General features: G+C 67.1%; 15 protein-coding genes. 9 read left to right on the forward strand and 6 right to left on the reverse strand.

What is annotated here, in order from left to right; all coding sequences use genetic code 11:
* Positions 1-28: 28 nt before the first annotated feature.
* The gene (locus EDF57_RS14295; RefSeq protein ID WP_132264483.1) at positions 29-730 is read right to left on the reverse strand and encodes a Crp/Fnr family transcriptional regulator; all 702 of its coding nucleotides are present in this window, start codon (positions 728-730) and stop codon (positions 29-31) included.
* Positions 731-792: 62 nt separating this feature from the next.
* Positions 793-1,851: an LD-carboxypeptidase gene (locus EDF57_RS14300; RefSeq protein WP_134094765.1), complete on the reverse strand. Its 1,059-nt coding sequence runs from the start codon at positions 1,849-1,851 to the stop codon at positions 793-795.
* Between the two features lie 190 nt (positions 1,852-2,041).
* On the opposite strand from EDF57_RS14300, the gene EDF57_RS14305 reads away from it, so the two are divergent.
* Positions 2,042-2,917: a TIGR00730 family Rossman fold protein gene (locus EDF57_RS14305; protein WP_132264479.1), complete on the forward strand. Its 876-nt coding sequence runs from the start codon at positions 2,042-2,044 to the stop codon at positions 2,915-2,917.
* A 114-nt stretch (positions 2,918-3,031) separates the two neighbouring features.
* On the opposite strand, the gene thiD is transcribed toward EDF57_RS14305, so the two are convergent.
* From thiD to glmM, 3 genes are all read right to left on the reverse strand, one after another.
* Entirely contained in the window at positions 3,032-3,781 is a 750-nt protein-coding gene (thiD, locus tag EDF57_RS14310) for a bifunctional hydroxymethylpyrimidine kinase/phosphomethylpyrimidine kinase (RefSeq protein WP_134094766.1), read from the reverse strand.
* 133 nt (positions 3,782-3,914) lie between these two features.
* Positions 3,915-4,142: a DUF1272 domain-containing protein gene (locus EDF57_RS14315; RefSeq protein ID WP_132264476.1), complete on the reverse strand. Its 228-nt coding sequence runs from the start codon at positions 4,140-4,142 to the stop codon at positions 3,915-3,917.
* Positions 4,142-5,482: a phosphoglucosamine mutase gene (glmM, locus tag EDF57_RS14320; protein WP_132264474.1), complete on the reverse strand. Its 1,341-nt coding sequence runs from the start codon at positions 5,480-5,482 to the stop codon at positions 4,142-4,144. Before glmM ends, EDF57_RS14315 begins: the two co-directional genes overlap by 1 nt.
* 175 nt (positions 5,483-5,657) lie before the next feature.
* Between glmM and EDF57_RS14325 the strand changes: the two genes are divergently transcribed.
* The 3 genes from EDF57_RS14325 to EDF57_RS14335 all read left to right on the forward strand — a co-directional run bounded on the left by EDF57_RS14325 (position 5,658) and on the right by EDF57_RS14335 (position 7,911).
* On the forward strand, positions 5,658-6,947 hold the full coding sequence (locus EDF57_RS14325; RefSeq protein WP_132264473.1) for a cation:dicarboxylase symporter family transporter: 1,290 nt from the start codon (positions 5,658-5,660) through the stop codon (positions 6,945-6,947).
* 68 nt (positions 6,948-7,015) lie between these two features.
* Positions 7,016-7,579, forward strand: a complete 564-nt coding sequence (locus tag EDF57_RS14330; RefSeq protein ID WP_134094767.1) for a flavin reductase family protein — start codon at positions 7,016-7,018, stop codon at positions 7,577-7,579.
* Positions 7,579-7,911 (forward strand): hypothetical protein, encoded by a 333-nt coding sequence (locus tag EDF57_RS14335; RefSeq protein ID WP_134094768.1) that lies wholly within the window; start codon positions 7,579-7,581, stop codon positions 7,909-7,911. The genes EDF57_RS14330 and EDF57_RS14335 overlap by 1 nt, the downstream gene beginning before the upstream one ends.
* Positions 7,912-7,950: 39 nt before the next feature.
* Here the strand turns inward: EDF57_RS14335 and EDF57_RS14340 are convergent, their stop codons facing one another.
* Positions 7,951-8,559 (reverse strand): HNH endonuclease, encoded by a 609-nt coding sequence (locus EDF57_RS14340; RefSeq protein ID WP_132264468.1) that lies wholly within the window; start codon positions 8,557-8,559, stop codon positions 7,951-7,953.
* 489 nt (positions 8,560-9,048) lie between these two features.
* Between EDF57_RS14340 and gluQRS the strand changes: the two genes are divergently transcribed.
* The 5 genes from gluQRS to EDF57_RS14365 all read left to right on the forward strand — a co-directional run bounded on the left by gluQRS (position 9,049) and on the right by EDF57_RS14365 (position 12,123).
* The gene (gene gluQRS, locus EDF57_RS14345) at positions 9,049-9,894 is read left to right on the forward strand and encodes a tRNA glutamyl-Q(34) synthetase GluQRS (protein ID WP_134094769.1); all 846 of its coding nucleotides are present in this window, start codon (positions 9,049-9,051) and stop codon (positions 9,892-9,894) included.
* Positions 9,891-10,124, forward strand: a complete 234-nt coding sequence (locus tag EDF57_RS14350) for an HIG1 domain-containing protein (protein ID WP_132264465.1) — start codon at positions 9,891-9,893, stop codon at positions 10,122-10,124. Before gluQRS ends, EDF57_RS14350 begins: the two co-directional genes overlap by 4 nt.
* 50 nt (positions 10,125-10,174) lie before the next feature.
* The gene (locus EDF57_RS14355; RefSeq protein WP_134094770.1) at positions 10,175-10,756 is read left to right on the forward strand and encodes a cob(I)yrinic acid a,c-diamide adenosyltransferase; all 582 of its coding nucleotides are present in this window, start codon (positions 10,175-10,177) and stop codon (positions 10,754-10,756) included.
* 64 nt (positions 10,757-10,820) lie between these two features.
* Positions 10,821-11,690: a 3-hydroxyacyl-CoA dehydrogenase NAD-binding domain-containing protein gene (locus tag EDF57_RS14360; protein WP_243841069.1), complete on the forward strand. Its 870-nt coding sequence runs from the start codon at positions 10,821-10,823 to the stop codon at positions 11,688-11,690.
* A 112-nt stretch (positions 11,691-11,802) separates the two neighbouring features.
* A complete protein-coding gene (locus tag EDF57_RS14365) occupies positions 11,803-12,123 on the forward strand; it encodes a hypothetical protein (RefSeq protein WP_132264459.1) in 321 nt (106 codons plus the stop codon).
* Positions 12,124-12,213: the final 90 nt, after the last annotated feature.

The following is a 12,213-nucleotide window of genomic DNA, read 5'->3' on the forward strand; positions in this document are numbered from 1 at the left end:
AGGCCTGATCCGGGGGATCGAGGCCCCTTCAGCCCGCTTCGGCGGTCAGCGCCTCGTGGTCCAGGAGGATCACGTCGCGGCGCGAAGGCAGGTCGATCAGCCGCTCGTTCTTGAAGCGGGTGAACTGGCGGCTCACCGTCTCGATGGTGAGGCCCAGCACGTCGGCGATCTGCTGGCGCGAGAACGGCAGGGTGATGCGGCGCGGGCCGGCATCCTCGAAATTCCAGGCGCAGCCGGGGGGTTGCAACCGCTCGGCCATTTCCAGCAGGAAGCTCGCCAGCTTTTCCGAGGCCGACTTGCGGCCGAGCAGCAGCATCCAGCGGCGCGTGCGGTCCAGTTCGCCCAGCGTCCGCTCCAGCAGCTTGTGTTCCAGCGCCGGATGCTCGCGGGCGAAAGCGTCGAAATCGCGGCGGGAGAAGACGCAGACCGTCGCTTCCGTCAGGGCGGTGGCGCCGTGGCCGGTGGTGCCGCCGAAGGGACGCCCGATGAAGTCCGAAGGATAGACCACGCCGACGATCTGCTCGCGCCCGTCCTCGGTATTGGTCGAAAGCTTCAGCACGCCGTCGATCACGTTGGCCACGAGAACCGAGTCCTCGCCTTCCCAGATCAGCGATTCGCCGGGCTGGATCGTGCGGGTACGCCCGATGGCGTTGAGCGCTTCCAGCTCTTTCGCATCGAGGGATGAACAGATCGCCCGGTTCCGAACGACGCACAGGTCACAGTTGGACATGTGCCCGCGATAACAGTCGCTTCGCCATGTCTCAAGTGCAGGGCAGGCCGACTTGCGTCAGCTTACGCAACCGCCGCTTCCAGCAGGCGCATCGTCCCGGCATCGGCGTCGATCTCCACCGGCAGGCCCACCGGCACGCTGAGCTGCGAGGCGATATGGCCGATCTGGAGCCCCTGGAACGCGGGAACCCTGAGGCCGGAAAACTGCCGGTCGAGCACTTCGTAGATCGTGAAGTTCGAATAGCCGCCGTCGGGGTTCTGGCAGCCGGTGCATTGGCCGAAGACGACCCCGGCCACCCGGTCGAAGATTCCCGCCAGTGCCAGCTGGGTGAGCATGCGGTCGATGCGGTATTCGGATTCGTTGGTGTCCTCGATGAACAGCACGGCCCCCGTGAAGTCCGGCAGGTAGGGCGTGCCCACCAGGGCGGAAAGCACGCTGAGATTACCGCCGAGCAGCCGGCCGCGCGCCTTGCCGCCGCGGAACGTGCGCAAGTCCTTGCCCCGGCCCGAAAGATTGACGCCAGCCCCCTCGGGCACTTGCCAAGTCGGCGTCGCGCCTTCGAAAGCCAGCGCATGGAACGAGGCCCAGGCCGCCGGCGGCCACGAGGCGGAAGCATTCGGCCCGTGGATGCTGGCCACGCCCGTCCGCGCCGCGAAAGCCAGGTGGAGCGCGGTATTGTCGCTGAAGCCCACGAAGAGCTTCGGGTTCGCCGCGATCCTGTCGAAATCGAGCAAGGGCAGGATGCGTGCGCAGCCCCAGCCGCCACGCACGGCCATGATGGCGCGGACCTTGTCGTCGGCGAACATGGCCATGAGATCGTCTGCCCGCGTCCGGTCGGAGCCGGCCAGGTAGCCTTCGCGCTGGAGCATGTGCAGCGCCGGCCTTGGCTCCAGGCCCATGGCGCGCACGGTGGCCATGATCTGGTCCAGTCCGAAGCGATCCCCCACGAAGCCCGCCGGCGCGACCAGACCCAGCACGTCGCCTTCCTTCAGGCGCGGGGGCTTCACCAGCTTGCGCGCGGGGCTGCGGACCTCGGCCGAGAGAGCGGGGAGCACCGGCAGCACGGAGCCTGCGGCCACGGCGCCGAAACCGGCCATCGCGGCGCGGCGTGTCATGGTCATGTTCGACATGTCGTGCAGCCTAGAGCGTTTTCCCATCAGGGGGAATCACCTGATGACCCGGAAAACGCGGCCATCCGTGAAACTGGTACATCGGGCCTGCGTGCAACCGTATGCCGTGCTTGCGCGCAAGCGTATCATAATTAAATCCTTATCCCTCGACGCCGCGCCTCCCAGCGGCCATGGAATGCAGATGACCGAACAAGAAGACAAGAAAGTCACCAACCGCCGGTTCTACAAGGCCGAGCAGGAAGCCAACTTCGCAGACGCGCAGGAAGGCACGATCCAGACGCAGAACCCGGCCTATCGCCTGGCCTTCCAGGACACCGAGTTCCTGCTGCGCGACGAACTGCGCCCCGTCCGTTTCCAGCTTGAGCTTCTCAAGACCGAGATGCTGCTGGAAGAAGCCAATATCGGCTCGACCATGGTGATGTACGGCTCCGCCCGCATCCCCGCGCCCGAGAATGCTGAAAGCGTCCTGGCCCAGGCCAAGACCGACGAAGAGAAGAAAGTCGCCGAGCGGCTCGTCGCCAAGGCGAAGTATTACGAGGAAGCCAAGACCCTCGCCAAGCTGGCCAGCCAGTGCTCGGTGGTGGAAAAGGGCATGCGCCAGTTCGTCGTCTGCTCGGGCGGCGGCCCGTCGATCATGGAAGCCGCCAATCGCGGCGCTTCGGAAGTCGGCGCGGAATCGCTGGGCCTCAACATCGTGCTGCCCCATGAGCAGGCGCCCAACCCTTACGTGACGCCGCGGCTCTCGTTCCAGTTCCACTACTTTGCGCTGCGCAAGATGCACTTCCTGCTGCGCGCACGCGCCGTGGCCGTGTTCCCGGGCGGTTTCGGTACCTTCGACGAATTCTTCGAACTGCTTACCCTGATCCAGACCGGCAAGATGAAGCCGATCCCGATCCTGCTCTACGGCAAGGAATTCTGGGAACGCGTCGTCAATTTCGAGGCCCTGGCCGACGAAGGCGTCATCAACCGGCAGGACCTCAAGCTGTTCCACTGGTGCGAAACCGGCGAGGAAGGCTGGAAGGTCGTGCAGAAGTTCTACGATCTCGACTGCTGCTGAGGTAAGGGCGGCGGCCGCCGGGCCGCCCCTTTTCCGGACGCACACGCTTTGGCCGGCCGAGTTCTTCGGCTCTCTCGCGTTTCTGCGGCCGGCCCTGCCCGGGCTGTCCGCTGCCTAGCCGCGAACGTGATGTCCCAGCGGGCCATGTCCCGCGCCGAAGCCCGGCGCATTGAGCAGCGCCGCGCGCACATAGTCGCGCGCGCTGACGATCGCCGCTTCCAGGCCGGCGCCCTGCCCCATGAACGTGGCGATGGCGCTGGAGAACGTGCAGCCGGTGCCGTGGGTATGGCGCGTCTCGATGCGCGGTGCGGTCCACGACATCGGCGATTCGCCGGGCCGCAGCAGCCTGTCTTCCACGATCGGACCCTCCGCATCGCCGCCCTTGGCGATATAGGCCACTCCGCGCGCCGCCATGGCGCGGTCCCCGCCTAGCGCCTCCAGTTCGGGGACGTTCGGCGTGGTCAGCGTGGCGAGGGTCATCAGCCGTTCGAAAGCGGCAATGGTGGCCGCATCCGCCAGGACCGAGCCGCTGGTGGAGATCATCACCGGATCGAACACCACCGGCACGCCCAGCCGCTCCAGCCGTTCCGCCACGACATGGGCGATCTCGGGACTGCCGAGCATGCCGATCTTCACCGCGTCCACGCCGATGTCGCTTACGCAGGCGTCGATCTGCGCCGCCACCATTTCCGGCAAGAGCGCCGCCACATGCGTAACTCCGCACGTGTTCTGCGCAGTGATCGCGGTGATCGCGGTCATGGCATAGCCGCCGAGCATCGTGATGGTCTTGATATCGGCCTGGATACCGGCACCGCCCGAACTGTCGGAACCGGCGATGGAAAGGATGCGGGGCGGTGTGGTCATGACGGGCTGATGGCACCCGAGGTGTCGTTCGGCAAGCATGCGCCGGATGGCATCGCGCAAAGCCGCCGATGCGCGAAGACGTCGCGCAGCCGGCTAAGCCGCCCTGCCCGCTTCGCGCCCTTGCGGGAGCCGATCAGCCCTTGAACCTGCGCTCCTTCGACGGGGGCGCGGAATCGAAATGCCGCTTGGCCCGCGTCGGCCGGTCGAGCAGTTCGCCGCTGCAATTGGGGCAAAGCTCGTCGAGGTCGTCCGCGCATTCGGCGCAGTAGGTGCATTCGAAGCTGCAGATGAACGCGCCGGGGGCATCGGCCGGAAGGTCGGTACCGCAGCGTTCGCAGTCGGGGCGCATTTCCAGGGCCATCAGGCTGCCGCCTCTTCCACGGCCGCGCAGATCGAGGCCACGGCGGCCTCCACCTGCCCGGCATCGTCGCCTTCCGCCATGACGCGGATCAGGGGCTCGGTGCCCGAGGCACGGATGACGAGGCGGCCGCTGCCGTTGAGCGAAGCCTCCGCCTCGGCAATGGCAGTCTTCACGCTGGCGGCCTCCAGCGGCTGCCCGCCCGAGAAGCGGACGTTGCGCAGCAGCTGCGGGACCGGGTCGAAAAGGTGGAGCAGTTCGCTCGCCCGCTTGCCGGACTGGACCAGCGCCGCCAGCACCTGCAGCGCCGCCACGGTGCCGTCCCCGGTGGTCGCATGGTCAAGCAGGATCATGTGGCCCGATTGCTCGCCGCCCACGTTGAACCCGCCCGCGCGCATGCGTTCGAGGACGTGGCGGTCACCCACCTTGGTGCGTTCGAGCGTGAGGCCCTGCCCCTGCAGATAGCGTTCGAGGCCCAGGTTCGACATGACCGTCGCCACCACGCCGCCGCCGCGCAGGGCGCCGCGCGCGGCCAGCTGGGTGCCGATCAGCGCCATGATCTGGTCGCCGTCCACGGTCTTGCCCTTTTCGTCCACGACCAGCAGCCGGTCCGCATCGCCGTCAAGCGCGATGCCGATATCCGCCCCGGTCGTGACCACGGTTTCCTGAAGCAGGTCGACGTGCGTGGAGCCGCACTTGTCGTTGATATTGCGGCCGTTGGGCGTGACGCCCACCGCCACGACTTCGGCACCGAGTTCCCACAGGGCCGAGGGCGCGACCTGGTAGGCAGCGCCATTGGCGCAATCGACCGCGATCTTGAGCCCGTCCAGGCGAATGTCATGGGGCAGCGAGCGCTTGACGGCGTGGATGTAGCGCCCGCGGGCATCGTCGATGCGGCGGGCGCGGCCGATGTCCTCGGACGGGGCGAGCGCCAGATCCTGGGCCAGCATGGCCTCGATCGCCAGTTCGTCCTCGTCGGAGAGCTTGAAGCCGTCGGGGCCGAACAGCTTGATGCCGTTGTCCTCGTATGGGTTGTGGCTGGCCGAGATCATCACGCCCACGTCGGCGCGCAGCTCGCGGGTCAGCAGGGCGACGGCCGGGGTCGGCATCGGCCCCAGCAGCACCACGTCCATGCCCACGCTGGTGAAGCCGGCGACAAGCGCGTTCTCCAGCATATAGCCCGAGAGGCGGGTATCCTTGCCGATCACCACGCGGTGCCGGTGCTTGCCGCGCAGGAAGCGGGTGCCGGCCGCCTGGCCGACCTTCATGGCGATGGCCGCCGTCATCGCGCCCTGGTTGGTGCGGCCGCGGATACCGTCGGTGCCGAAGAATTGTCTGCTCATGACCTGCCCCTTGGAGACTGTCTCGTGAATACCGGATGACGTCCGCAGCCCGCTCGCGCGGCTCCCTCGCCCATCCTCTAGCCGCAGCGCCGCCAAATTGCCAAGAGCGGCGGCACCGCTTATGAGCAAGGCCGACCCCGCAGGCCCCCGCGCGGCCATATCTCCCAGGAGCCCGATGAGCACCCCAAGTCCCGCAAAACCCGGAAATTCCTCGCGCATTCCGGATATTCGCGTTCCTGGAAAGCTGACCCTGGCCGGACTCGTCGCGGGGCTGGTGCTGGGCCTCGTGCTGGCGGGCGATCCGCGCGCCATTCCGGTGCTGAAAGTGGCCGGACCGATCGGCTCGCTATGGCTGCAGGGGCTGCAGATGACGATCCTGCCGCTGGTCGCGGGCCTGCTGTTCAGCGGCATCGTCGAGACCATCGCCGTCGCCCAGGCCGGCGCCATGGCGCGGCGCACGCTGGGGATCATCATCGGCTTCCTGGCCTTCAGCGCCGCGCTGGGCGCGGTGGCCATGCCCCTGCTGCTGGACCTGTTCCCCGTCCCTCCCGGGGTGCGCTTCACTCACGGCGAGGAACCTGCCGCAGTGCCCGGCATCGCCGACTTCCTCTCCTCGCTCATGCCCGAGAACGTCATCTCCGCCGCCGCCGCCAATGCGATGCTGCCGGTGATCGTCTTCGTCGCCCTGTTCGCCGTCGCCTCGACCCGGCTTGCGGACGAGCCGCGACGCGCGCTCGCCGTGCTGTTCGAAGGGGTTGCCGGCGCGATGATGGTGGTGATCGGCTGGGTGCTGGCGCTCGCGCCGATCGGCGTCTTCGCGCTCGGCTTCGGCCTGGGCGTGCGCAGCGGCGGGGCCGCGCTGGGCGCGCTCGCCCATTACATCGTGCTGGTCACGGCGGTCGGAACCGTCGTCATGGTGGCCGGATACCTGATCGCCGCTTTCGCCGGGCGGCGCCGCCTTTCCGCTTTCGCCGCGGCCGTGCTGCCCGCGCAAGTCGTGGCCATTTCCACCCAGTCCTCCATCGCCACACTGCCCGCCATGCTCGCCTCCAGCCGCCGCCTCGGCGTTTCGGGCACGACCGCGGAGTTCGTCCTGCCGCTGGCCGTCACGCTGTTCCGCGCGACGGGTCCGGCGATGAACATGGCCGTGGCCGTCTACGCCGCACGGCTCGCCGGCATGGAGCTGACCACCGGCGCGCTCGTGGCGGGTGCCCTGGTGGCCTTCGCCACCACGTTCGGCGCCGTCTCGCTGCCCGGCACGATCAGCTTCGTATCCTCTATCGGGCCGATCGCGGCGGCCATGGGCACGCCGCTCTGGCCGCTCGGGGTGCTGGTGGCCGTGGAAGTGCTGCCGGACCTCATGCGCACCGTGGGCAACGTGACGATGGATGTGGCCCTGACCACCGCCGTGGGCCGCGGCGTGGAGGGCGAAGAAGCCGAAACCCCGGTCGAGACCCTGCACTGACCATAGCTGCGCCGGCGGAACCGCGCCGGCCCTGAGGCGCTCCTGATCCGACAGGAAAGGAGCCCTGCATGACTCACTGGCGCGAAGTCCCGCCGTCCCACGCCCGGCAATTCCTCGAACCCGGGCCGGTCGTCCTGCTGGCGACGCACGATGCCGGCGCGTCTGCGGACAACGTGATGGCCATGGGCTGGCACCAGGTACTGGAATTCACGCCTGCGCTGATTTCCTGCCTCGTTTCGCGCGGAAACCACAGCCATGCGCTGCTGCGACGGAGCGGCGAGTGCACCATCAACGTGCCCACCGCCGACTTGCTCGACATGGTCGTGCGGATCGGCAATTGCAGCGGCGCGGACTGCGACAAGTTCGCCGATCTCGGCATCGAGCGCGAACCGGCCGCCCATGTCGCCGCCCCCCTCCTTCCGCAATGCCACGCCCAGCTCGAATGCCGTCTCCATGACGACGCCATGGTGGGCCAGTACGACCTGTTCATCCTCGAAGTCCTGCGCATCCGCACCGCAACCAGCCCGAAGGCACCGCAATTCGTCCACTACCTGGGTGACGGGCAGTTCATGCTGTCCGGCAAGCGGGTGTCGCGAAAAAGGCTGTTCCAGCCGGAAATGCTGGGCATCTGATGCGGACAGGGCCGTGCCTGGCACTCGCCGCCGCGCTCGTCTTCGTGAGCGGTTCCTCCGCTTTCGCGGACCAGCGCGCCGCCGTCTACACTTGCGACTTCGCGCGCTACGGTCAGGTCGTCATCGACACCCGGCCCGGGGGTCCGGCCATCACGGTGGGGGGCAAGACTTATGCCGCCCAGGCCGGCGCCTACTTTTTCCAGACCGAAGACGGGAAAGTCGCCTTCTTCAAACCGGGTATGAAAGCGTGGTCCTACGCCGATGCGCGCGTCGATCCCGACCTGAAGGCCGCCGAGGCCAGCCGGTGCCGTCGCGGAACGGGGAAGCGCTGAGTAAGGGAGGCGCGCCCGCGCCGGGCGGCATCGGAGGGCTCAGGCCTCCAGCTCGATGTCCCAATAGAGCCAGTCCCGCCACGTTTCGTGGAGGTAGTTCGGCGGGAAAGCCCGGCCGCGCTCCTGGAGCTGCCAGCTCGTCGGCCGGATCGGGGCCACCAGCGGCGGCATGTTCGCCTGCTTGGGAGTACGGCCGCCCTTCTTGAGGTTGCAGGGCGCGCAGGCGGTGAGGATGTTTTCCCAGCTGGTCCTTCCGCCCAGACGGCGCGGGACGACGTGATCGAACGTCAGTTGCTGGGGAGAGCCGCAATATTGGCAGCTGAAGCGGTCGCGAAGGAAAAGATTGAAGCGGGTGAAGGCGGGGAATTCGGAAGGCCTGACATATTGCCTCAGGGCGATCACCGAGGGGATCTGCATCGACCAGCTGGGACTGTGCACCACCCGGTCGTAGCTGGAAATGATGTCCACCCTTTCCAGAACGATCGCCTTGATCGCGGTCTGCCAGGGCCAGAGACTCAAGGGGTAGTAGGAAAGCGGCGTGTAATCCGCATTGAGCACTAAGGCAGGACAGTCGGAAAGACTTCGGGAGGGGTCATCCTCCGCGCTGCGGAACCGGGCCGCGCGCTCGATCAGCTCCGACTTGAGCATGGCCTCCTGTCGCAGGCCCTGATTGCGGTTTCATGGCAACGCATGAGTTTCTTTGCAGCATTTACGCGAGTCGCCGTCAAGCCGGGACCGGGTTCGCGCCATACAACAATCCACAGGTTCGCCACAAGCATTCCACAGGATGTCCTCAGGCTGCCAACGCCCGGCGCACAGGTTATGCCAGGCTTATCCACACGCCTGGGTGTGCGTGAAGTCCTGCCGCTTTCGGCCCTACTTTTCGTCATTGCGAGCGCAGCGAAGCAATCCAGAGCCGCCCCGAACCGCCCCGAACCGCCCTGGATTGCTTCGCTGCGCTCGCAATGACGAAGGGGGGGGGGGGGGAGGGGGGGCGGTCGAGGCAAAGGCAGGGCAAGGCCAGGGGACACCGGCAGAGGCGAAGGCACAGCCAGAACCCCGCCGGAAGCGCGAAACGGAAACGCCTATCGCCACTTGCCCTTGCGGCACGCCGCAGCGCGGCTAGGAGCAGGAGCGATGATCCGCACCCGCTTCGCCCCCAGCCCCAACGGCCCGCTGCACCTCGGCCATGCTTATGCGGCCATGATGGCGCATGACCTTGCCCGCACGCGGGGCGGCGCGTTCCTGCTGCGGATCGAGGATATCGACGGAGAGCGCAGCCGCCCGGAATTCGTGGAGGAATTCTTCCGCGACCTCGAATGGCTCGGCCTGGACTGGGATGAAGACGTCCGCTTCCAGTCCCGCCGCCTGGACAGTTATGCCGAGGCGGGAGAGCGCCTGAAGGCGTCGGGCCTGCTCTATCCCTGCCGCTGCACCCGCGCCGAGATCGCCGCCGCAGCCACCGCAATGGGACCGGACGGCCCGGTCTATCCAGGCACCTGCCGCCACCAGGAGATCGACCCCGAAGGCGCGGCTTGGCGGCTCGACGTCGCAGGCGCGCTGGACCTGACCGGCCCGCTCGAATGGACCGACGAGGGGGCCGGTACCCTGCGTGCCGCGCCCGAAATCTTCGGTGACGTGGTGCTGCTGCGCAAGGACCTGCCCGCCAGCTATCACCTGGCCGCCACGCTGGACGACGCGGCCGACGGCATTTCCCTCGTCACCCGCGGGATGGACCTGTTTCCGGCGAGCCATGTCCACCGGCTGCTGCAGGCGCTGCTCGGCCTGCCGGTGCCGTTGTGGCATCATCATGCCCTGCTGGTGGAGCCGGACGGGCGCAAACTCGCCAAGCGGCGCGGCGCGCCCTCGCTGGGTGACCGGCGGCGCGCGGGAGAGGACGGCAAGGCCATCGCCGAGGCGCTTCGGCAGCACCGCTTCCCTGCTGGCATTTCGCTTTCGGCGGGCCTACACCAAAGCCCATGAGCACCATTCTCATCCCCATCATCATCCTGCTGATGATCATGGTCGTCGTCAGCCTCGTGCGCGGTATCGTGGCCTTCATGCAGGGCGCGAAGGAAGATCTGAACCGGGATCCCGCCTCCACGGAGCCCACGGCGAACCAGCTCCTCCAGAACAAGATGATGTTCAACCGCATCAAGTATCAGGCCGCGGCGGTGATCGTCTGCGCGATCCTGCTGGCCATGGCGCGCTAGGGCTTTCGCCGCCAAAATCCGCCTTGGGCGGATTTTCAAAGGATTCCACCTTGGTCCGTCTCAACAAGATCTACACCCGCACCGGTGACGACGGCACGACCGGCCTGGTCGACGGCTCCCGCCTGCCCAAGAATGCGGCACGCATGGAAGCGATCGGCGCGGTGGACGAGGCGAACTGCGCCATCGGCCTCGCCGTCTGCGCGCTCACGGAAACGCCGCACGGTTCCGTGCTCACCCGCATCCAGAACGACCTGTTCGACCTTGGCGCGGATCTCGCGACGCCGAAGGCCCCTGGTGACGAGGATTTCACGCCCGGCGAAATGACCCTGCGCGTGGTCCCCTCGCAAGTGACATGGCTGGAAACGGAGATCGACGCGATCAACGCCCATCTTCAGCCGCTGCGCAGCTTCATCCTGCCCGGCGGCAGCGAGGCCGCCGCGCGTGTCCACATCGCCCGTGCCTCCGCCCGCAAGGCAGAGCGCGCCGCCGTCGCCATGGCCGCCGAAACGCCCACCAATCCGGCGGCGCTCGGCTATCTCAACCGGCTCAGCGACTATCTCTTCGTCCTCGCCCGGGCGGTGAATGGCAATGGGACCGACGACGTGCTTTGGGTACCCGGCCAGAATCGCTAGGTTCCCTCGCCGAGCGCCGATGATAATCCTTCCGGCGCAAAGGGATCACCAGAGGAGTTTGGCAGTGCGGAAAGTCGGAATCATCGGCGCGGGCATCATGGGTTCGGGCATCGCCCAGACCGTGGCGAGCAAGGGCATGGACGTGGTCCTGTCCGACATCTCGATCGACATCGCCGAGAAGGGCAAGGCCGGCATCGCCAAGGGCCTGGCCCGGCTGGTGGCGAAGGAAAAGATCGCCCAGGCCGACGTGGACGCGCTGCTGCCCCGCATCACCACGGCCGGAGACTACTCGGGAATGGGCGACTGCGACCTCATCATCGAGGCCGCGACCGAGCGCGAGGATATCAAGCTGAAGATCTTCGCCGCCGTGGGCGAAGTGCTGGGCGCGAACGCAATCCTGGCCTCCAACACCAGTTCGATCCCGATCACCCGCATGGCCGCCAGTTCGCCCGATCCGGCGCGCTTCTGCGGGCTGCATTTCTTCAACCCCGTGCCGGTCATGGGCCTGGTGGAAGTGATCCCCGGCCTCGCCACTTCCGAGGAAACGACCGCGCGGATGAAAGCCTTCGGTGAGGCCCTGGGCAAGACCGTGGTGCTGGCGGGCGATGCCCCCGGCTTCGTGGTCAACCGCATCCTCTGCCCGCTGCTCAATGAAGCGATCTTCGTGCTGGGCGAGGGGCTGGCCTCGGTAGAGGATATCGACGCCGGCATGCGGCTGGGCGCGAACCATCCGATGGGCCCGCTGACGCTTGCCGACTTCGTCGGCCTCGATACGCTCTACGAGATCATGAAGGTGTTCCTGGCGACCACCGGCGATCCCAAGTACCGCCCGGCCCCGCTGCTCCAGAAGTATGTCGAGGCCGGCTGGTACGGCCGCAAGTCCGGCCGAGGGTTCTACGATTACTCGGGCGAAGTGCCGGTTCCTACTCGCTGACAGGTCTGGCGCGCGGACAGGAAACGCGACGGAAAGCTGTTTCCCGTCGCGTTCGTCCTATACCGGAACCCGCGTGTTCCCTTAGCCGTTATCCCGGCAAAGGAGACACGCCATGACCGAACGTCCCGACGATTCCGCGCCCGAAACCTTCAACCCCGAACAGGATGACGAAGAAGCGCAGGCCCAGTCCGTCGCCGAAGAGGCACAGGATCGCGCCACCGCGCCTTTCGGCCTGGAAGACAGCGAGAAGGTGAAGGGCGGCATCGACGACGAGGATGACGTCGAGGATCTGGTCGATCACATGAACCAGATGGACACCAGCGGCGTCATCGACATGTCCGCCTATCGCGGCGAAGAGACGATGGACGACCTCGAAAACCGTTACGGCGCCCAGAACGCCGCCGACGAGGATTTCGAAGACGACGACAGCTGACGCGGCGTTGAAGGCCGGGACCGAAGCGGAAACCAGGTTCCGGGGCGCTTTTAACGGACGCGGGCCGCTCCCTGCACAGGGGGCGGCTCC

It is taken from the genome of Novosphingobium sp. PhB55 (genome assembly GCF_004368805.1).
Classification (GTDB): Bacteria; Pseudomonadota; Alphaproteobacteria; order Sphingomonadales; family Sphingomonadaceae; genus Novosphingobium.